This is a genomic window from Curtobacterium sp. C2H10 (assembly GCF_025407985.1).
Taxonomy (GTDB): Bacteria; Actinomycetota; Actinomycetes; order Actinomycetales; family Microbacteriaceae; genus Curtobacterium.
In genome coordinates this window covers 1-20,710 of record NZ_JABXGF010000063.1, presented here as the reverse complement: position 1 = coordinate 20,710, position 20,710 = coordinate 1, and the positions used below count along the sequence as shown (strand labels likewise).

Here is a 20,710-nt window from a genome sequence, read left to right as displayed (position 1 = left end):
GAACGTGCCCGCTCGCGGGCCAGGCGCGCGCCCGGCGCGGCGCGCCAGGCGCGCGCCCTACGCGGCGCGGATTCGGTCCAGCGCCCGCTGCAGGTCGTCGGGGTACTCCGCCGAGTACGACACCCACGACCCCGTGCGCGGGTGCTCGAACCCGAGCCGGACGGCGTCGAGCCACTGCCGCGTGAGCCCGAGCTCCTCGGCGAGTACCGGGTCGGCCCCGTACATCGTGTCGCCCACGAGCGGGTGCCGGGTCGCCGCCATGTGCACCCGGATCTGGTGCGTCCGACCGGTCTCGAGGTGCACCTCGAGCAGGGTCGCGGAGCGGAACGCCTCGAGGGTCTCGTAGTGCGTCACGCTCGGCTTGCCGTCGGCCGTGACCGCGAACTTCCAGTCGCTCGAGGGGTGCCGGCCGATGGGCGCGTCGATCGTGCCGGAGGTCGGGTCGGGGTGGCCCTGCGCGAGCGCGTGGTAGACCTTCTCGACCGTGCGCTCCTTGAACGCGCGCTTGAGGTGCGTGTACGCGAGCTCGGTCTTCGCCACGACCATCAGCCCCGAGGTGCCGACGTCCAGCCGGTGGACGATGCCCGCGCGTTCGGCGGCGCCGGAGGTGGCGATCGTGAAGCCGGCGGCGGCGAGGCCGCCGGGGACCGTGGGGCCGTCCCAGCCGGGCGAGGGGTGTGCGGCGACGCCGATCGGCTTGTCCACCACGACGATGTCGTCGTCGTCGTGCACGACCGTCATGCCGGGGACCTCGACCGGGATGATCCGGGGGGCTTCCTTCGGCGTCCACTCGACCTGCAGCCAGGAGTCGGCGTGCAACCGGTCGGACTTGTCCACCGTGACCCCGTCGACGGTCACGCCGCCGGCCGAGACGACCTCGGCCGCGAAGGAACGGCTGAACCCGAGGAGCTTCGCGATGGCGGCGTCGACGCGCTCACCGGCGAGCCCGTCCGGGACCGGCAGGGAACGGCTCTCGGTCACGTCGCGTCGTGCCCGAGGGGGTCCCGCCCGTCACGCGGCGCGCGCGGGTCGTCGACCAGGGGCCGGGAGGCGCGGTGCTCGTCCGCCTCGGAGGCGTCCGACTGCGCACGCGCCGCGTCCACCGCGCGCTGCTGCTTCGCGGAGAGCGCGCGGGTGCCGTCGAGGTTCACCCCGAGGATCACCAGCAGGACGAAGACCACCATGCTGATGCAGATGAACGAGTCGGCGATGTTGTAGATCGCGGGCATCATCCACGGGGTCGAGATGAAGTCCACCACGTGGCCGCGACCGAAGCCGGGCTCACGGAAGAGCCGGTCGAGCAGGTTGCCGAGCGCCCCACCGAGGAGCATGCCGAGCACGAGCGCCCACCACATCGACCGGATCCGCCGGGCGAACACGATGATCGCGACCACGACGGCGGTCGAGACGATCGAGAACACCCACGTCATGTTCACCGCGAACGAGAACGCGGCGCCGGGGTTCCGGACGTAGAGCAGCTGCAGGGCGTTCCCGAGGACCGGGACGACGGTGCCGTACGGCAGGTTGGCGACGACGAGCGCCTTCACGCCCTGGTCGAGCGCCACCACGACGACAGCGGCGAAGGCCAGTGCCGCGATCGCGCGGACACTGACCTTCGCTCGTGATGCTGGTCGCGACAACGTCAGTTGCCGAAGCCCTGCGCCGATGCCGGCGCCGGGGTGAGCCCGGACTGCTCGGTGCCCGAGCCGTCCAGCTCGTTGAGCTGACCCTGGATGTAGCTCTTGAGCTGTGCACGGTAGTCACGCTCGAACGTGCGGAGCTCGTCGATCTTGCCCTCGAGCTGGCGCTGCTCCTGCTCGAGCACCGCGACACGCTGACGGTTCGTGTTCTCGGTGTCGGCGATGATCTGGCGCTGCTTGGCCTCGGCCTCGGAGACGAGGCGGGCGGCCTGCGCGGTGCCCTCGGCGATGAGCGCGTCGCGCTTCTCGACGCCTTCGCGGACGTGCTCCTCGTGGAGACGACGGGCGAGCGTCAGGAGGTTCGTGGTGCCCTCGGTGTCCTCGTCGGCCGGGACCGTGGTGGCCGGCGCGGCGGCGGCGACCGGAGCGGGCTCCGGCGCGGCTGCCACGGGGGCGGGCTCCGGCTCGGGCTCGGGGGTCGGAGCGGACTGCTCGGCGTCGGCCGGCTTCGGCGCGGACTCGGCCGACTGCAGACGCTGGCGGAGCTCGTCGTTCTCGGCCGTCAGGCGACGGAGCTCGACGACGACCTCGTCGAGGAAGTCGTCGACCTCGTCCTGGTCGTAGCCCTCGCGGAACTTCGTCGGCTGGAACCGCTTGTTGACTACGTCTTCCGGCGTCAAAGCCATTGCCGTCACCTCAATAGAACTGCTGAACGTGTGGAACCGTCTCGGTGCGACCGAATCTACCAGTCGCGCCGAACGGTGCGGATGCCACGCCGGGGCGAGCATCGGATCCCGACCACCGTACACCGATGGTGGCCGTGAACCGTGACCACGCACTGGGCGTGGCGCGTGTCGTGTCCTCTTAGTTGGCGAACACGGGGATGAGCAGGGCGATCACGAACCGGATGATGATCGCCAGGAGGAGCACGATCGTCCAGCCGAAGTCGAGCGCCACGGGGCCCATGCGCATCGGCGGGAGGACCCGGCGGACCGCCCGGATCGGCGGGTCCGTCACGGTGTACACCACGTCGGCGACGACGAGGAGTGCTCCGCGCGGCCGCCAGGACCGGTTGAACTGCTGGACGATGTCGAGGACGAACCGCCCCCACAGCACGAGGATGTACAGCAGGAGGAGGTAGTACAGGATCGTGAGGATCGCGGTCACGATGGGGCTCGCTCAGCTCGGGTGCGGACCGTCATGCGACGAGCCGCACGGGGCGGGTGGGCCTGAGGGACTCAGGACTGGGCGAAGAAGGACGCCTCGATGTCGGACTCTACCTCAGGCGCCTCACCGCTCACCGCGACGTGTGCCGGCGACAGCAGGAACACCTTGTTGGTGACGCGCTCGATCTTGCCGTAGAGGCCGAGCGACAGCCCGGAGGCGAAGTCGATCATGCGGCGGGCGTCGGCCTCGGTCATCTGCGAGAGGTTGATGATGACGGGGATGCCGTCGCGGAAGCTCTCGGCGATGGACTGGGCGTCCTTGTACTCGCGGGGGTGGACGGTGAGGATCTCGTTCATTTCCTGGACCGGTGCTGCCTTCTGTGCGGACGTGTGCGAGCGGCGGAGCGGGGTGACCTGGGCGCCGCGCTGGTGGGTGTGCGCCTTGGGCTCGGCGGCGACGGGCGCCACCGGTGCCGCGGCGGGCGCGGGGGTCTCGTCGGCGACCGGAGCGGGCGCGGGGGCAGGGGCCGGAGCGGACTGCTGCCGCGCGGGCTGCTGCTGCGGCTGCTCGTCCTCGTACTCGAGTTCCTCGTCGGCGAGGCCCAGGTAGACCATCGTCTTCTTCAGCGGGTTGGCCATGGTTCCTCCGGAGGTCGGTGCTCGTGGATGCCCTTACAACGAGGCTAGGGCGCGACCGGCCGATTTCCCGTGATTGCGGTCCCGATCCGCAGGTGTGTCGCGCCCTCGAGCACGGCGTCGGCGTAGTCGCCGCTCATCCCGGCCGAGATGTCCGTCGCGGCGGGGGCGAGGGACACCACGCGCTCGGAGACCCCACGGAGCCGGGCGAAGGCCGCGCGCGGCTCCTCGTCGAGCGGTGCGACGGCCATCACCCCGCGGAGCCGGATCGTGCCGGTCGCGAGCACCCGCGACACCATGGCCTCGACGGCGTCGGGTCGGACGCCACCGCGGTCGGGGTCGTCGGTCAGGTTGACCTGCACGAAGCCGTCGATCACCGGCGGTTCGGGTTCGGCTTCGGTCGGCGCGAACGCGTCCACCACGGACTCGCGGTCGAGCGACTGCACGACGTGTGCGTACCGCCGGACCTGTCGGGCCTTCTTCGACTGCAGCTGTCCGACGAAGTGCCAGGTCAGCGGGAGGTCGGCGAGCTCGGCGGCCTTCGCCTGCGCCTCCTGGTGCCGGTTCTCCCCCACGTCGGTCACGCCGAGCGCGGCGAGGTCGCGGACGAGCGACGCGGGGTGGAACTTCGTGACGACGACGAGCGTGAGTTCGTCGGCCGAGCGCCCTGCGGCGCGCGCCGCGTCGGAGATGCCGCTCCTGACGGACGCGAGACGCGCCTCCAGTCCGTCGTCTGCTGACGGGGACGGGAGGCGCGGGTCGTCTGACAACGCTCGTTACTTCAGGAAGTCGGGGACGTCGAGCTCGTCGTCATCGTCGTCGAACGCCGGGTCGGCGGCACGCTGCGCGGGCGCCTCGTGCTCCTGCGACGCCCACGACGGGGCGGACGAGGACGAGTCCTCGATCGCGCCGGTCGCACCGGCGGACGCCACGGGGACGGTCGCGCCGGCCTCGGGGTCGACCCAGCTGGAGCGGCGCTCCTTCTGCTGCGAGGTGGGCTCGCCGCCGTCGAAGCCCGCGGCGATGACGGTCACGCGGACCTCGTCGCCGAGCGTGTCGTCGATGACGGCACCGAAGATGATGTTCGCCTCGGGGTGGACTGCCTCTTGTACGAGACGGGCCGCGTCGTTGATCTCGAAGATGCCGAGGTTCGAACCACCCTGGATCGAGAGCAGCACGCCGTGCGCACCGTCGATCGAGGCCTCGAGCAGCGGGCTCGCGACGGCCAGTTCGGCCGCCTTGATCGCCCGGTCGGCACCGCGCGAGGAACCGATGCCCATGAGCGCGGAACCCGCACCCTGCATGACGGACTTCACGTCGGCGAAGTCGAGGTTGATCAGGCCCGGGGTGGTGATCAGGTCGGTGATGCCCTGGACGCCGGCGAGGAGCACCTGGTCGGCCGTGGCGAACGCCTCGACCATCGAGATGCCGCGGTCGCTGATCTCGAGCAGGCGGTCGTTCGGCACGACGATGAGCGTGTCGACCTCGTCCTTGAGGCCGGCGACACCGTTCTCGGCCTGCGACTGACGACGCTTGCCCTCGAAGCTGAACGGCTTCGTGACGACGCCGATGGTGAGCGCGCCGATCGACTTCGCGATGCGGGCGACCACGGGCGCACCACCCGTGCCGGTCCCACCACCCTCACCGGCGGTGACGAAGACCATGTCGGCACCGGCGAGGGCCTCTTCGATCTCCTCGGCGTGGTCCTCGGCGGCACGACGGCCGACCTCGGGGTCCGCTCCGGCGCCGAGGCCGCGGGTGATCTCGCGGCCCACGTCGAGCTTGACGTCGGCGTCGCTCAGGAGCAGCGCCTGCGCGTCGGTGTTGATCGCGATGAACTCCACCCCGCGGAGGCCGAGCTCGATCATCCGGTTGACGGCGTTCACGCCGCCGCCGCCGACGCCGACGACCTTGATGACGGCGAGGTAGTTGTGGTTCGTGGTCACGTCAGTCAGGCCTCCGGTCGAACCCTCAACCTCTACTTGAAGTTCAGGGGCATTGCTGGTAGATGTGGTGCTGGCTTCGACGCTACGGGTGCGCTCCGGGCACTGTCGCCCCGCCACGCCGCGTGTCGCGCGATTCCGCGACGACTTCCGCTACTTCTTCGCGCGGATGATGCCGTTGTCCGGAGCGCTGACGTCGTACTCGACGACGACGCCGGGGTTCCGCGCCGCGTGGTCCTTCACGAGGGCCGCGAGCAGGGCCGCCTTCGCGTCCGACTGCTCCGGGTTCCCCCAGACGACGCTCGAGCCGTCCTTGAGGGTGAGCGTGACGTCGTCGGCGGTCGAGCCCTTCACGCTCGTCACCTGCTGACGGACGGTCGACGGGAGCGCGAGCACGACCTCGGTCATCGTGCGGAACTCCGACGAGCCGAGCTTCGCGTTGCCGATGTCGGCGACGGGCATGTTCGCGGGCTGCTTCGGCGACGACTGCACGACGATGCCGGCCGGGTCGACCAGGTCGAAGGACTTCCCCGACCGCACCGCGACGACCGGGGTGCGCTCGGTCACGGTGACCACGAGGGTGTGCGGCGGGGCCTCCTCCGTCACGTAGCTCTCGATGAGCGGGAAGCCGGCGATGTCCTTCTTGATGGCGTCGAAGTCGAGCCGGGCCAGCGGGGTGCCGATCTGGTCGGAGAGCGCCTGGCGGAGCTGGGTCTCGTCGACGCGGTTCGTCCCCTTGACCTCGATGGTCTGGAGCGCCATCAACGGCGAGAACACCGCGACGAGGATCGAGATCCCGAAGACGAGGACGATGCTCGCGGCGGTGATCCAGGCAGCGCGGCGGTGCCGGCTGCGACGGGTGAAGCGGCGGACCTCGGCGCGCTCGAGGAGGCGACGACGGCGCTTGGCCACCCGGGCCTCCCGCGCGGTCTCGGCAGCGCGGACGCCGGCGCCGATCGGGCGCTCGTGGCCGTCCTCGTCCGGGCCGTGCAGGTCGGTGAGGTGGGCGAGCCGCTCGGCGTCGCGGCGCTCGGTCTCCTGCCGCTCCCGGGCGAGGCGCTCGGCCTCGGGATCGTGGTGGTCCTCGTCGGGCGTGTACTCGCGCAGCCGGCCGGCGACGGACGACAGTCCGGCGCCGAGGCGACGGCCGGCGGCGCCGGCGAGGGCACCGGCGCGGTCGCGCGCCGACCCGTTCGACGTGTCGGCGGCGGTGGGGTCTGCCGTCTCGACGACCGGTTCCTCGGTGGCGGGCTCGAGCCGCGCCTCCTGGACCTCCGGCTCGGGCTCGCGGGACGGACGCCGCGGGATCAGCGGGGCACGACGCTGCCGGGGCGCGCCCGCGCCGTCGGCAGGTGCGTCCGGACGGGCCGGCCGCTCGTCGAACCCCTCGGGACGCTTCACCGGGACAGCGCCCCGTCGTCGTGGAGGGCGCTGAGCACCTGCGGGATGATGCGGTACACGTCGCCGCAGCTCAGGGTCATGATGATGTCGCCGTCGCGCGCGACCGCGGCCGCACGTGCCGAGGCCTCGTCCCAGTCGGGCAGGAACTCGACGCGGGACTGGTCGGCGAAGCGCTCCTGGACGAGGGCGCCGGTGACGCCGGGCTCCGGGTCCTCGCGGGCGCCGTAGACGTCGAGGACGACGGTGTGGTCGGCGAGCTCCTCGTAGACCTTGGCGAAGTCACCGGCCATCAGGCGCGTCCGCGAGTACAGGTGCGGCTGGTGGATCGCGATGATCCGGCCGTCGCCCACGACGTTCCGTGCGGCCTTGAGCGCCGCCGCCACCTCGGTCGGGTGGTGCGCGTAGTCGTCGTAGACCGAGACGCCGCGCTCGACGCCGTGCAGCTCGAAGCGCCGCTGGGTCCCGCCGAAGGCCTCGATGCCACGGATCGCGTCCGCGGCGGCGACGCCGAGTCCGGTCAGGACGGCGAAGGCGCCGACGGCGTTGATCGCGTTGTGGCGGCCGGGGACCCGGAGCGTCAGGTGGTGCGCCTCGCCCGCGGCGCGGAAGTCGACCTGGACCCCGGCGGACTCGGTGATGGCCTCGATCCGGACGTCGGCGTCGACCGCCTCGCCGAAGGTGACGATCTCGGGCGCGTCCTCGCGGGCGCGGATCCCGGCCGTGACCGCCTTCGCGCCGGCGTCGTCGCTCGAGATCACGACGCGCTCGCTCGCCTTCGCGGCGAACTCGACGAAGGCCTCGGTGAAGGCCACCTCGCTGCCGTAGTGGTCGAGGTGGTCGGCGTCGACGTTCGTGATGAGCGCGACCGCGACGTCGTAGAGCAGGAACGAGCCGTCGGACTCGTCGGCCTCGACGACGAACAGGTCGCTCGAGCCGGGCGCCGAGCTCGTGCCGAGGGACTGGATGACCCCACCGTTGACGAAGCTCGGGTCCAGGCCGAGCTCGACGAGCGCGGTGACGATCATGCCGGTCGAGGTGGTCTTGCCGTGCGCGCCGGCGACCGCGACGAGGCGGTGCTCGGCGATGAGGGCGGCGAGGGCCTGCGACCGGTGCAGGACCGGCAGGCCGCGGCGCTGGGCCTCGAGGAGTTCCGGGTTGTCCGGCCAGAGCGCGCTCGTGACGACGATGGTGTCCGCGTCGCCGACGTTCGCGGCGTCGTGGCCGATGTGCACCTCGGCGCCGAGGTCGCGCATGGTGCCCGTGGTGGCGGTCTCGCGGGAGTCGCTGCCGGTCACGCGGTGGCCGGCGGCGAGGAAGAGTCGGGCGATGCCGCTCATGCCGGAACCGCCGATGCCGACGAAGTGGACCGTGCCGAGGTCGTCGGGGATCGGCTGCGTCAGGTCCGGCTTGATGGTCATCGTTCCTCCGTGGTGCTGTCGCGCTTCGCGGCGTCGAGGACGAGGTCCGTCATGCGGTCGGCGCCGTCGCGGTGTCCGACGCTGCCGGCGCGGACGGTCATGTCGGCGATGCGGGCCCGGTCCTGCAGGGTGTTCAGCAGCTGGAACGTCACCCAGTCCTCGTCGAATTCCGCGTCGGCCACGAGGACCGCTCCCCCGGCGTCGACGACGTCCTTCGCATTGTGCCGCTGCTCGCCGTTGCCGACAGGGTACGGCACGAGGACGCTCGGCAGCCCGACGGCGGTCAGCTCGCAGACCATGCCGGCGCCCGCGCGCGAGACCACGAAGTCGCTCGCGGCGTACGCCAGGTCCATCCGGTCGCAGTAGGGCAGCACGTGGTAGCCGTCGAGGTCGCTCGGGCCGATGTCGGACTTCCCGCCGACGACGTGCAGGACCTGCCAGCCGGCACCGACGATCGTCGCGGCGCTCCGGTTCACGGTGCGGTTGATGCTCCGCGCGCCGGAGGACCCGCCCGTGACGAGCAGGACCGGTCGCGCGGGGTCGAGCCCGAACTCGGCGAGACCCTCTGCGCGGCTCGCACGACGGTCGAGCGACTCGATCTCGCGCCGGAGCGGCATGCCGACGACCCGGCCGTGGCGGAGCCGCGTGTTCGAGAAGGTCACGCCCACGTGGTCGGTGAGGAACGCTGCCAGGCGGTTCGCCAGGCCGGGCTTGGCGTTCTGCTCGTGCACGACGATCGGGGTGCCGGTACGGCGTGCGGCGATGTACGCCGGTGCGGCCGCGTAGCCCCCGACGCCGAGGACGACGTCGACCTCGCGCTCGCGGATGATCTGCTCGACCCGACGGACGGCGCCGAGGAACCCGCCGGGGAAGCGGAGGGCGGCGGCGTTCGGCTTGCGCGGGAACGGCAGGCGCGGGATCGTCAGCAGCTCGTAGCCGCGCATCGGGACGAGCCGGGACTCGAGGCCCTCTGCGGTGCCGAGGACGAGGACCTCGGCGTCGGGCTCGCGCTCGGTCAGCCGGTCGGCGACCGCGAGCAGCGGGTTGACGTGGCCGGCGGTGCCGCCGCCCGCGAAGAGGTACGTGTTCACCGGAGGGTTCCGTTCGTGGTGGTGCGGCCGACGCTGTTCCTGCCCGGGAGGTCGCTCTTGCCCGGGAGGTCGCGCGCGAAGGACAGGACGACGCCGATGGCGACGAGGGTCATGATCAGCGCGGAGCCACCGGCCGAGATGAGTGGGAGGGGCACGCCGAGGACCGGCAGGAGGCCGAGGACCACGGCGATGTTGACGAGCGCCTGGCCGATGATCCACGCGAGCACGCCACCGGTGACGGTCTTCACGAAGGGGTCGTTCGACTGCCGGATGATCTTGATCATGCCGACCGCCAGGACCACGAACAGGGCGAGCACGACGACGGCGCCGACGAGCCCGAGCTCCTCGCCGATGATCGCGAAGATGTAGTCGTTGTCGGCCTCGGGGAGCCACGACCACTTCGCCTTGGAGTTGCCGAGGCCCACCCCGAATACGCCGCCGGAGGCCAGGGCCCACATGCCGTGGGTCGGCTGCCAGCAGAGGTCCTGGTACTGGCTCGTGTCGGTGCAGCCGGAGAGCCAGGCGCTGATGCGGTGCGACCGGGAACTCGACGCCATCGTGACGAACGGCAGCAGCACGGCCAGGCCGAGCACCCCGACGAGCAGGTGCTTCGCCCGGGCGCCGCCGACGTAGAGTGCGCCGAACACCAGGATGAGCATGATCATCGCGGTGCCCTGGTCGCCGCCGACGAGGACGAGGCCGATCGACCCGAGCGACGCGATGCCGATCGGGATGAAGACCTCTTTCCAGTCGTCGAGCTTCTCCCGCTTGACGTACATGATCGCGCCGATGCCCAGCACGAGCGCGAGCTTGAGGATCTCGGACGGCTGCGCGGTGAACGAGCCGAGGCGGATCCAGTTCCGGTTGCCCTGGATCGAGTAGCCGAGCGGGGTCAGGACGACGAGCGCCTGCACGACGAGGCCGACGCCGACGATCCACATCGCCCACTTCCGCCAGAACCGTGCGGGCAGGCGGGAGGCGATGAGCATGAGCGGCACGCCGAGCACGGCGTAGAGGCCCTGGCGGGAGGCCGCGCCGAAGAAGTCGTGCGTCGCGGCGTACTGCTCCACGCTCGACGAGGACAGCACCATGACGACGCCGAAGACGACGAGGAAGAGCGTGACGCCCAGGATCGTGTAGAAGGTGCTCGACTCGGCGACGAAGACGTTCTTGACGGCGACGACCGCCCCGTTGTGGCGGCGTGCGGGTGCGTGCGGTCGGCCGGGGGCCGCTCCGCCGCTACGGCCGCTCGGGAGATCCGTCGTCGCCATCGGCGTTTCCTCCCAGGTGCTCGTGGACCGCCGCCGCGAATCGACGCCCCCGGTCCGCGTAGGAGCCGAACTGGTCGAACGACGCCGCAGCCGGGGCGAGGAGGACCGTGTCGCCCGGCCTCGCGACCGATGCGGCATGCCGGACCGCCTCGGGCATGACCTGATCAGTGTCCGCTGCCTCGACCTGCAGCACCGGCACCCCGGGCGCGTGTCGCGCGAATGCCTCGAGCACGGGACCGCGATCGGTCCCGATCACCACGACGCCGCGGACGTCCGGCCCGAAGCGCTCGACGAGGCCGTCGATGTCGACGCCCTTGAACAGGCCACCGACGATCCACACCACCTTGTCGAACGCCGCGAGCGACGCCGTGGCCGCGTGCGGGTTCGTCGCCTTCGAGTCGTCCACCCAGGTGACGCCCTCGGCGGAGGCCACCAGCTCGGTGCGGTGGTGGTCGGCGCGGAAGCCCTGCACGGCGGTGCGGATCGCGCTCGGCTGCACGGAGGCCGCACGGGCGAGTGCGGCCGCGGCGAGGACGTTCATCGTCATGTGCGGGCTGGCGAGCCCGGCGGCCTCGAGGTCGGCGACGGTCGCGAGCTCGAGCGCGCTGTTCCGTCGGTCGTCGGTGAAGGCCCGGTCGCAGAGGACGTCCTCGACCACCCCGACGTCGCCGGGCGCGGGGATCCCCGGGCCGAAGCCCACGGCACGGCACCCCTCGACGACGTCGGCGTCCTCGACCATGTGCCGCGTGACGTCGTCCGTGGTGTTGTACACGCAGGCGAGGACCGTGCGCTCGTAGACCTTGGCCTTCGCTGCCCGGTAGGCCTCGGCGGAGCCGTGCCACTCGAGGTGGTCGTCCGCGATGTTCAGGCAGGCGCTGGCGAGGGGCACCACGGCACCGTCGCCGGTCGTCGGCATGTAGTGCAGCTGGTGGCTGGAGAGTTCGACGACGAGGACGTCGTAGCCGTCAGGATCGCGCACGACGTCGAGGACGGGCACGCCGATGTTGCCGCACGCCACCGCGCGGAGCCCGCCGGCCTCGAACATCGCGGTCGCGAGCTGCGTCGTGGTGGTCTTGCCGTTCGTGCCCGTGATGGTCACCCAGGGCGCAGCGATGGGGCCGCGCACGACCTTGTCACGGACACGCCAGGCGAGCTCGATGTCCCCCCACACGACGCTGTTCGCCACGGCCCACTGCACGGTCGCGTTGTGCGGCGGCAGGCCCGGCGACACGACGACGACGTCCGGCGCCTGGGCCTCGAGGGCGGCGGGGACCGAGTCGAGGGGCACCTGCACGAACTGCGCACCGATCACGTCGAGCAGCTCCACGCTGTCCGACGGGGCGTCGGTCGAGTAGACCGTCACCGCGCTGCCGAGCTCGACCAGGGTGTCGGCGACCGAGAACCCGGTGGCCCCGAGGCCGAGCACGGCGACGTTCAGCCCCTTCCAGCCCTCGGCGTACCAGCTGTCCAGGGACTCCAGGCGGGACGAGGACACGGCGTCAACCAACTCGTGCGATCCATTCGAGGTAGAAGAGTCCGACACCCGCGGCGACGCAGAGTCCCGCGATGATCCAGAACCGGACGACGACGGTCACCTCTGCCCACCCCTTCAACTCGAAGTGGTGGTGTAGCGGACTCATCCGGAAGATGCGCTTGCCGTGCGTGATCTTGAAGTACGCCCGCTGCAGGATGACCGAACCGGTGACGATGAAGAACAGACCACCGATGAGGATGAGCAGGAGCTCCGTGCGGCTGAGGATCGCGAGGCCGGCCAGCGCGCCGCCGAGCCCGAGCGACCCGGTGTCGCCGAGGAAGATCTGCGCCGGCGACGTGTTGTACCAGAGGAACCCGATCAGGCCACCGCAGACCGCCGCCGCCACCACCGCGAGGTCCAGCGGGTTGGTCACGGTGTAGCAGGCGTGCTCGGTGCTCGCGTCGAGCCGGGCACCGCCGCAGATCTGGTTCGACTGCCAGAAGCCGATGATCACGTACGAGCCGATGGCCAGGATGCTCGAGCCGGTCGCGAGACCGTCGAGCCCGTCCGCCACGTTCACGCCGTTCGACGTCGAGACCGTCAGCAGGACGATCCACGCCAGGAACAGCACGGTGCCGATCACGGTGCCGAGCGCCATGAAGTCGAGCCACGGGATGTCCCGGATGGCCGACACCATCGTCGACGCCGGCGGCTTGCCGTTGCCGGACGGGACGACGAGCGCCACGGTCGCGAAGATGACGCCGACGATGACCTGCCCGAGGACCTTCGCCCAGCCGCCGAGCCCGAGACTGCGCTGACGACGGACCTTGAGGAAGTCGTCGATGAACCCGACGAACCCGAGGCCGACCATGAGGAACAGGACGAGCAGGCCGGACAGCGTGACCGAGTCTCGGCCGACCAGGTGTCCGACGAAGTAGCCGAGCACCGCGCCGATGATGAGGACGATGCCGCCCATCGTCGCCGTACCGCGCTTGGTGTGGTGCGACTGCGGGCCGTCGTCGCGGATGAACTGTCCCCAGCCGAGGCGGTGGAACAGCTTGATGAACAGCGGCGTGAGCAGCAGTGTGAACACCAGCGACACGGCGCCGGCGATCAGGAGGGCGATCATTCGGTGACACCTCCGAGGCGGTCGCCGAGGAATCGCAGTTCGGCGGACTTCGAGGACTTGACGAGGACGACGTCGCCGGGGCGGAGCATGTCCTGCAGTGAGTGGACGGCGTCGTCGACGTCCTCGATGAACACGGACTCGCCGTCCCACGATCCCTCGAGGGTGGCGGCCTGGTGGATGGGCATCGCGCCGCGGCCGACGACCACGAGCTGTCCGATGCCGAGACGGACGACGAGCCGACCGATGCGGTCGTGCTCCTCCGTCGAGAACTCGCCGAGCTCGGCCATCTCGCCGAGGACGGCGACGGTCCGCTCCCCCGGGCGCACGATCTGCGCCAGGGTCCGCAGCGCCGCTGCGGTCGAGTCGGGCGACGCGTTGTAGGCGTCGTTGATCACGGTGACGCCGTCGGGGCCGCCGGGGAGGAGCTCCATGCGCCAGCGCTCGGCGCGCGTCATCGACGCGAGCGCGGCGGCGCCGGCGGCGAGCGGGACGCCCCACAGGTGCGCGACCGTGAGCGCGGCGGACGCGTTCATGGCGTGGTGCTCACCCAGGATCGCGAGCTGCACGTCGACGTGGTCCGTGCCTCCTGGCCGTCCGTCCGCAGACGGGTCGCCTTCCTGGCGGACGGGAGGCGCGGTGAGCGTGAAACGGGTGCCGTTGCGGTCCGTCTCGATGCCGGTGATGCGGTAGTCGGCGTCGTCGGACGTGCCGAAGCCGACGACGTGGGCGGCCGTCAGGTCGCGCATCGACGCGACACGGTCGTCGTCGACGTTGAGGAGCGCGGTCGCGCTCCCGGGCAGGTCGGTGACCATCTCGGACTTGGCGCGCTGGGTCGCCTCGATCCCGCCGAACTCGCCGGCGTGCGCGAGGCCGACCTTGAGGACGACGCCGACGTCCGGCTCGGCGATCGCGACGAGCTTGGCGATGTGGCCGATGCCGCTCGCGCCCATCTCGACGACCAGGTACCGGGTGTCCTCGGTGATGCGGAGCATCGAGATCGGCGCACCGACGTGGTTGTTGAACGACCCCTGGGGCGCGACGGTCTCGCCGTGCTGTTCGAGGATCGTGCGGAGCATGTTCTTCGTGCTCGTCTTGCCGTTCGAGCCGGTGATCCCGACGACCTTGAGCGGCGCCGGGCGTCCGTCGGCGTCGACGCGGTCGGCGGTCGCCATCCGGACGCGCGTGACGACCTCGTGCGCGAGCGCGGCGAGGGCGTCGTAGCCGTCCGCCACGACGATCTGCGGTGCCGTGGTCTCGACGCGCTCGGGCGTGATGACGAGCGCGGCGCCGGCCTCGGTCGCCGCGGGGACGAAGCGTCGCCCGTCGGTGACCTCGCCCGGGAGCGCGAAGAACACGCTGCCCGGCGTCACGAGGCGGGAGTCGGTCTCGACGGTGCCGTCGACGACCAGGTCGCCCTGGTCGGCGACGTCGGTCGCCTGGGCACCCGGGATCAGCTCGCCGTCGACCGCTGTCGCGATCTCGGCGAGGGTCATGGCGATCATCGGAGTTCCTCGGTGGGGCCGGAGTTCGGTTCCCAACCGGCCTCGCGGAGGGCCTGGCGGGCTTCGTCGCGTGCCGAGTACGGCGTGCGGACGCCCTGGATGTCGCGGTAGTCCTGGTGGCCGGGGCCGGCCCAGAGGATCGAGTCCCCCTCGCCGACGAGGCCCACCGCGGTGCGGATCGCGGCCTCGGGCGGGCTGACCTCGTGGAGCTCGTGCTCGGGGAACGCCTCGCGCGCGGCGTCGACGAGGGTCTTCCGGATCGACGCGGCGTCCTCGAAGCGCGGGTGGTGGTCGGTGACGACGAGGATGTCGCTCCCCGCAGCCGCCACGCGGGCCATGTCGCCGCGCTTGGTCTTGTCGCGGTCGCCGTCGGCGCCGAAGAGCATGAGGACCTTGCCGGGGGTGAACTGCCGGACGGCCGCGAGCGTGTTCTCGAAGGCGTCGGCGCTGTGGCCGAAGTCCACGTAGACGCTGGGGCCGCGGTCGCCCGAGACGCGCTCGGTCCGGCCGGGCAGGTAGCACTCGATGGCGCTCGTCCGCTCGCCGCGCTGCTCGCGCTCGTCCTCGTCCGGGTAACGGCGGTGGTTCGTCTCGAGCGCGTGCGCGATGGCACCGAGCTCGAACCCGCCCTCGACCAGCATCACGATCGCGAGCGCGGCGTTCGCGGCCATGTGCCAGCCGATCAGGGGCACACGGGTGGTGAGCGCACGGCCCTCGGGACCGGTCAGGCGGAACTCGGTGTAGGCGGCGTGCGCCTCGACGATGTCGACGTGCCACTCGGCCTCGACGTCGGGGTGGACCGTGATGGTCGTGACCGGGATCCGGGAGTCCTGCACCACGCGGTGGCCCCAGTCCGTGTCCAGCGAGACGACACCGCGACGGGCGTGTTCGGGCTGGAACAGCGGGAGCTTCGCCTGGTAGTACTCCTCCATGTCGGCGTAGTCGTCGAGGTGGTCGTGCGACAGGTTCGTGAACGCCGCGACGTCGAAGACGATGCCGTCGACGCGGTGGCGGCTGAGGGCCTGGGCGCTCACCTCGACGGCGACCGCGCGGACCTCGCTCTCGCGCATCCGGGCGAGCAGGGCGTGCATCTCGCTCGCCTCGGGCGTGGTGAGGCGGCTCGTGACACTGAGCGTGCCGATGTGCCGCTCGGCGGTGGAGCTGAGGCCCGTGACGAGGCCGAGCTGCTTGAGGATCCCCTCGAGGATGTAGGACGTGCTCGTCTTGCCGTTCGTGCCGGTGACGGCGAACAGCTGCGGCAGGTCGGTGGCCTCGTCCGGGTGGGTGCGGTACACCCACGCCGACACGTCGCCGAGGGCCGCACGGGGGTCGTCGACGACGAGCACCGGCAGACCGGCCGCCTGGGCGTGCTCCACGCCGGCGTCGTCGGTCAGGACCGCGACCGCGCCGCGCTCGGCGGCCTCGGCGGAGAACTCCGCGCCGTGCCGGTTCGCACCGTGCACGCCGACGAAGAGGTCACCCGGCTGCACCTCGGCGGCGCTCAAGGTGACGCCGGTCGTCTCGACGGCGTCGACCGAGCCGACGACTCGCAGACCGAACGCGTTCGCGAGTTCGGCCACGGCCCTCGGGGTCGGGTGTTCGGGTCGGAGGACCGGGGGGATCCGTGCGGACAAGTGCTCCTTCTTCCTCACCACGTGGTCGGGTAGGTCTTCGCCGGCGTCGTGGAGGGGGCTACTCGGTACTTCTCGAGCACCTGGGACATGAGAGTTCGGAACGCCGGAGCCGCTCCGCTGGACCACTTGTTGGCCTGCGGCTTCGTGAACGTCACCGTGACAACATACTGGGGGTCCTCGGCGGGTGCCATTCCGGCCACCGAGGTGATGCGCTGGCCGCCGTAGCCCTTCGACCCCTCGGCGACCTCGGCGGTACCGGTCTTCGCGGCGATGTTGTAGCCGGAGATCGGCTTCATCCCCACGAGGGTGCCGCCGGTGACCACGCTCTGCAGCATGTCCGTGACCTGCGTCGCGGCGTTCGCGGACACGACGCGCGTCGGCTGCACGTCGGGCGCGTCGATCGTCTTGCCGTCGGCGGTCTCGCAGCCCTTGACGAGGTGCAGCGGGATCCGGACGCCGTCGTTCGCGAGGGTCTGGAAGATGCTCGCGACCTGGATCGCGGTCGTCGAGATGCCCTGGCCGAACATCGAGTTGATGTTCGTCTGCTGGTCCCAGTTCGGGCTCGTGCCGTAGTCCATCGACGGCTGGCCCGGGTAGTCGATCGCCGACTCCGGCTCGAACAGCCCGAACTTCTGCATGTAGTCGTACCGCTGCTGGGCGGTCAGTCGCTCGCCGAGCTCGGTGATGCCGACGTTCGAGGAGTTCTGCAGGATGCCCGTGAGCGTGAGGTTCTCGGTGTCGTGGAACTCGGAGTCGTGGATCGACCCGCCCCACGGGAACGAGCGCGTGTACGGCACGACGGCCTGGTCGGTCGGACTCGACTTGCCCTGGTCGATGAGGGCCGCGGCGATGGCGGCCTTGATCGTTGACCCGGGCTCGTACGTGGCCGTGAGGGCCCGGGAGCCGAACGCACCCTTGTCGGTCGTGCCGTCGACGTTGTTCGGGTCGACCGTCGGGTAGTCCGCGACGGCCAGGAGTTCGCCGGTCTTCACGCTCGTGACGGTCGCCGTCGCCGACTCGGCCTGCAGGGACTTCGCGGCGGACGCGATCGTCTGCTCGGCCATGTACTGCAGGTCGCTGTCGATCGTGGTCTCGACGGTCCCGCCGTCCTTGGCTTCCTTCGTGGTCACGGTGCTGCCCGGGAGCTGGACACCGTCGGACCCGCGCTCGTACGTCTCGGAGCCGTTCGACCCGGCCAGGCACTTGTCGTAGGCGTACTCGAGGCCGGCCTGAGCGCCGTCGGTGCCCATGAAGCCGGTGATGTTGCCGGCCGTCGCACCCGTCGGGTACACCCGTGACGCCTGCTGCTCCTTGTAGATCCAGGGGATGTCGAGCGCGGTCACCGCCTCGTAGTGCTTCACGTCGAGGCCCTTGACGAGGTAGGCGAAGTCGGACCGCGGGTTGGCCGCGATGTTCTTCTGCATGGTGGCGACGTCACCGCCGGACGCCTTCGCCAGTGCCGTCAGTGCCTGGTCGACCGAGACGTCCTTCACCCGCGTGCCGCCGAGCTTGCCCTCGAACTTCTTGACCAGGCGTGGCGCGGTCGTGATGTTGTACCGGGTGACGCTGTCGGCGAGCTCGGTCCCGTTGCGGTCCACGATCGATCCTCGGGTGCCGTAGATCGTGACGGGGATGCTCCGCTTCTCCTTCGACAGCTCGTTGAGCGCGGCGGCCTGGACCACCTGGATGTCGACGAGGCGGATCACGAAGACCGCCACGAGGGCGATCACGGCGATCATCACGACGCTGTAGCGGAGTCGTCGGCTGCGGATCGTCTTCGTCACGCGGTGCGGTCCTTCCCGGGGTGGAGCGGTCGTGCGGCAGGGCCCCCGGCCCGCAGGTCACCGGGTGGACGGGGCCTGGAGCTGGTTCGGGTCGGACTCTACGTCGGCCGTCGAGGAAGCCCCGGCCGACGCGCTGGCGCCTGCGGTCTTCCCAGCGTCCGCCGCGGCGGCGTCGCTGCCCGCCGTGGGCCCGCTCTCCTTGCTGGTGGAGGTGTCGCCCTGCTTCGCGGCGAGCGGCACCTCGTCCAGCAGCGAGTTCGGGACCTGGTTCGAGGTCGCCGCCGTGGCCTGGTCCGCGACCGCCGGGGTCGGCGTGCCGTACACCCGGCCGGTCTTCGGGTCGAGGTACACCGGCGTCGAGTTCGCGATCATGCCGAGTGCCTGCGCGTTGCGGGCCAGGTTCTGCGGCGAGTCGAGGACCCGCAGCTCCTCGGACAGCGACTGCTGCGTGCGGGAGAGGTTCGTCTGCTCCGCGCTGAGGGAGTTCAGCGTGTACGCGCCCTGGCTGAGCACCATGCTGATGCCGAGCTGCGCGAGGAGCAGGATGCCGAGGGCGGCCACCGCCACCACGGCGTACGCGATGCGCGGGCGGGCACGGCGCTGGGCCTTCGTCGGGGTGACCTCGACGAGCTCCGGCCGGTTCTGCCGCGTCGGACGCGGGGCGCGGGACGGGACGACGGCGGGGTCGACGAGTGCGAGGTTCGTGCTCATGTCACTTCCGGATCCGCTCGGCCGCGCGCAGGCGCACGGGGGTTGCTCGTGGGTTGGCGGCGCGTTCGGCCTCGTCGGCCAGCTCGGCGCCCTTGACGACCAGTTCGTACGTCGGCCGGTGCTCGGGCAGTTCGACCGGCAGGCCAGCGGGTGCGCTCGACTTCGTCCGTGCGGTCAGCGCCCGCTTGACGATGCGGTCCTCGAGCGACTGGTACGACTCGACGACGATGCGGCCACCGACCGCGATGGCGTCGAGCGCTGCCGGGATCGCCCGTTCGAGGACGCTCAGTTCGGCGTTCACCTCGATGCGCAACGCCTGGAACACGCGCTTCGCGGGGTGTCCCTGGCGCTGGATGGCCACCGGGGTCGCGTCGTGCAGGACCTGGACGAGGTCGCCGGACATCTCGAACGGGGCAGTCGCCCGTCGCTCGACGATCGCCCGGGCGTAGCGTCCGGCGAGCTTCTCCTCGCCGTAGCGCTGGAAGATCCGGCGCAGCTCGCCCTCGTCGTAGGTGGCGAGGACGTCGGCGGCGGTTTGCCCCTCGGTCCGGTCCATCCGCATGTCGAGCGGCGCGTCCTGGCTGTACGCGAACCCGCGTTCGGCCCGGTCGAGCTGCAGGGAGCTGACGCCGAGGTCGAACAGGACGCCGTCGACCTCGTCGAACCCCTCGCCCTCGATCGCGTCGACGATGCCGTCGTAGACCGTGTGCACCAGGCGGACGCGGTCACCGAAGCGGGCGAGCCGCTCCCCCGCGATGCCGAGCGCGTCGGTGTCGCGGTCGAGGCCGATGAGCGTCAGCTCCGGGAAGCGCTCGAGCAGCCCCTCGGAGTGGCCGCCCATGCCGAGCGTCGCGTCGACCACGACCCTGCCCGGCCCCTCGAGGGTGGGCGTGAAGAGGTCGACGATGCGCTCGAGCATCACCGGGGTGTGGGGGAAGCGCTGTGCGCCCGTCTCGTTCTCGGCCATGTGCAGCCCCTCGTCCTCCGGGCCGCGGGTCCGGATCCCCATCCATGCGACCTGACACCGGGGAAGGGGTGTCAGGGATGCACGGCTGGGAGTCCCGATCCACGGATCAGAAGATCCCCGGGATCACCTCCTCGTCGTTGTCGGCGAAGCCCTCTTCGACTTCTGCGTAGTAGGCCTCCCACGCGGGGGTCGACCAGATCTCGGCACGGTCACCGGAGCCGATGACCGTCAGGTCCCGCTCGAGCCCCGCGTACTCGCGGAGGTTCTGCGGGATGGTGACGCGGTTCTGCTTGTCGGGCTGTTCCGCGCTCGCTCCGGAGAGGAACAGACGCATGTAGTCCCGGGTGCGCTTCGAGGTCATCGGTGCGGTGCGGATGCGCTCGTGCAGTTGCTCGAACGTGTCCGCGCTGAAGACGACGACGCAGCGCTCCTGCCCGCGGGTCATCACGAGGCCCCCGGACAGTTCGTCCCGGAACTTGGCGGGGAGGATCACGCGACCCTTCTCGTCGAGCTTCGGGGCATGGGTACCGAGCAGCACGTCGGGCCTCCCCTCCGCTCCACCGGACCGTTGTGTCCCCCACTTTACTCCACTCCCCTCCCCACGGTGCGGAAATCATTCCCGAAATCGCCGTCGTGCCCTGTTTTGGGGTCGATGGAGGCTCAGTTCCGGCGTCCCTGGGCGCGGAGAGGCCCGAATCCACGGGGATCGAGGACCCGGTGGAGGGATGTGGAGCGCGTGGAGGGAAGTGGAGGACTTCCACAGCTCCGGGGCGCGCTCCCGCGGCGCGGCGGCGGCTCCCGCGACTCATGCCGCTCGTCGAGCGGGCGAAATCGGTCGCTCCATGGCGCCGAGCGGGCCGTTTCGCGCCCGCTCGGCGACTGGCCGGCGGCGTGTTGCGCCCGTTCGGCGGGCACCTGCGGGACGGGAGGCGCGGTGCGGCGC

19 protein-coding genes are annotated in these 20,710 nt (G+C 71.1%); all 19 read right to left on the bottom strand.

Going from position 1 to position 20,710, the window contains the following annotated elements:
• Positions 1-57: 57 nt before the first annotated feature.
• The 19 genes from HWD93_RS16480 to mraZ all read right to left on the bottom strand — a co-directional run bounded on the left by HWD93_RS16480 (position 58) and on the right by mraZ (position 20,305).
• Positions 58-981, bottom strand: coding sequence for an RluA family pseudouridine synthase (locus HWD93_RS16480; RefSeq protein WP_070418659.1), 924 nt, complete (start codon positions 979-981; stop codon positions 58-60).
• Entirely contained in the window at positions 978-1,640 is a 663-nt protein-coding gene (lspA, locus tag HWD93_RS16475) for a signal peptidase II (RefSeq protein ID WP_261647402.1), read from the bottom strand. Before lspA ends, HWD93_RS16480 begins: the two co-directional genes overlap by 4 nt.
• 2 nt (positions 1,641-1,642) lie before the next feature.
• Entirely contained in the window at positions 1,643-2,326 is a 684-nt protein-coding gene (locus tag HWD93_RS16470) for a DivIVA domain-containing protein (protein ID WP_261647401.1), read from the bottom strand.
• 178 nt (positions 2,327-2,504) lie between these two features.
• A complete protein-coding gene (locus HWD93_RS16465) occupies positions 2,505-2,807 on the bottom strand; it encodes a YggT family protein (RefSeq protein WP_083295315.1) in 303 nt (100 codons plus the stop codon).
• Between the two features lie 71 nt (positions 2,808-2,878).
• On the bottom strand, positions 2,879-3,445 hold the full coding sequence (locus HWD93_RS16460; protein ID WP_070418656.1) for a cell division protein SepF: 567 nt from the start codon (positions 3,443-3,445) through the stop codon (positions 2,879-2,881).
• A gap of 44 nt (positions 3,446-3,489) precedes the next feature.
• Positions 3,490-4,212: a YggS family pyridoxal phosphate-dependent enzyme gene (locus HWD93_RS16455; protein WP_083403219.1), complete on the bottom strand. Its 723-nt coding sequence runs from the start codon at positions 4,210-4,212 to the stop codon at positions 3,490-3,492.
• A 6-nt stretch (positions 4,213-4,218) separates the two neighbouring features.
• On the bottom strand, positions 4,219-5,388 hold the full coding sequence (gene ftsZ, locus HWD93_RS16450) for a cell division protein FtsZ (RefSeq protein ID WP_070418655.1): 1,170 nt from the start codon (positions 5,386-5,388) through the stop codon (positions 4,219-4,221).
• Between the two features lie 150 nt (positions 5,389-5,538).
• Positions 5,539-6,786 carry an FtsQ-type POTRA domain-containing protein gene (locus tag HWD93_RS19595; RefSeq protein WP_261647400.1) on the bottom strand — a complete coding sequence of 416 codons (1,248 nt, stop codon included), beginning with the start codon at positions 6,784-6,786 and terminating at the stop codon, positions 5,539-5,541.
• Positions 6,783-8,204, bottom strand: a complete 1,422-nt coding sequence (gene murC, locus HWD93_RS16440; protein WP_261647399.1) for a UDP-N-acetylmuramate--L-alanine ligase — start codon at positions 8,202-8,204, stop codon at positions 6,783-6,785. Before murC ends, HWD93_RS19595 begins: the two co-directional genes overlap by 4 nt.
• The gene (murG, locus tag HWD93_RS16435; protein WP_261647398.1) at positions 8,201-9,295 is read right to left on the bottom strand and encodes an undecaprenyldiphospho-muramoylpentapeptide beta-N-acetylglucosaminyltransferase; all 1,095 of its coding nucleotides are present in this window, start codon (positions 9,293-9,295) and stop codon (positions 8,201-8,203) included. The genes murC and murG overlap by 4 nt, the downstream gene beginning before the upstream one ends.
• A complete protein-coding gene (gene ftsW / locus HWD93_RS16430) occupies positions 9,292-10,566 on the bottom strand; it encodes a putative lipid II flippase FtsW (protein ID WP_070418652.1) in 1,275 nt (424 codons plus the stop codon). Before ftsW ends, murG begins: the two co-directional genes overlap by 4 nt.
• Positions 10,535-12,061 carry a UDP-N-acetylmuramoyl-L-alanine--D-glutamate ligase gene (gene murD, locus HWD93_RS16425; RefSeq protein WP_261647397.1) on the bottom strand — a complete coding sequence of 509 codons (1,527 nt, stop codon included), beginning with the start codon at positions 12,059-12,061 and terminating at the stop codon, positions 10,535-10,537. The genes ftsW and murD overlap by 32 nt, the downstream gene beginning before the upstream one ends.
• Before the next feature lie 4 nt (positions 12,062-12,065).
• Positions 12,066-13,169: a phospho-N-acetylmuramoyl-pentapeptide-transferase gene (gene mraY, locus HWD93_RS16420; protein ID WP_071294947.1), complete on the bottom strand. Its 1,104-nt coding sequence runs from the start codon at positions 13,167-13,169 to the stop codon at positions 12,066-12,068.
• A complete protein-coding gene (murF, locus tag HWD93_RS16415; protein WP_092387638.1) occupies positions 13,166-14,671 on the bottom strand; it encodes a UDP-N-acetylmuramoyl-tripeptide--D-alanyl-D-alanine ligase in 1,506 nt (501 codons plus the stop codon). The genes mraY and murF overlap by 4 nt, the downstream gene beginning before the upstream one ends.
• A complete protein-coding gene (locus tag HWD93_RS16410) occupies positions 14,668-16,305 on the bottom strand; it encodes a Mur ligase family protein (protein WP_071301970.1) in 1,638 nt (545 codons plus the stop codon). Before HWD93_RS16410 ends, murF begins: the two co-directional genes overlap by 4 nt.
• 14 nt (positions 16,306-16,319) lie before the next feature.
• Entirely contained in the window at positions 16,320-18,089 is a 1,770-nt protein-coding gene (locus HWD93_RS16405) for a penicillin-binding protein 2 (RefSeq protein WP_083295312.1), read from the bottom strand.
• 57 nt (positions 18,090-18,146) lie between these two features.
• Positions 18,147-18,800, bottom strand: coding sequence for a hypothetical protein (locus tag HWD93_RS16400; RefSeq protein WP_070418648.1), 654 nt, complete (start codon positions 18,798-18,800; stop codon positions 18,147-18,149).
• Between the two features lies 1 nt (position 18,801).
• Entirely contained in the window at positions 18,802-19,767 is a 966-nt protein-coding gene (rsmH, locus tag HWD93_RS16395) for a 16S rRNA (cytosine(1402)-N(4))-methyltransferase RsmH (protein WP_261647396.1), read from the bottom strand.
• A gap of 106 nt (positions 19,768-19,873) precedes the next feature.
• Positions 19,874-20,305: a division/cell wall cluster transcriptional repressor MraZ gene (gene mraZ, locus HWD93_RS16390; protein ID WP_022906684.1), complete on the bottom strand. Its 432-nt coding sequence runs from the start codon at positions 20,303-20,305 to the stop codon at positions 19,874-19,876.
• Positions 20,306-20,710: the final 405 nt, after the last annotated feature.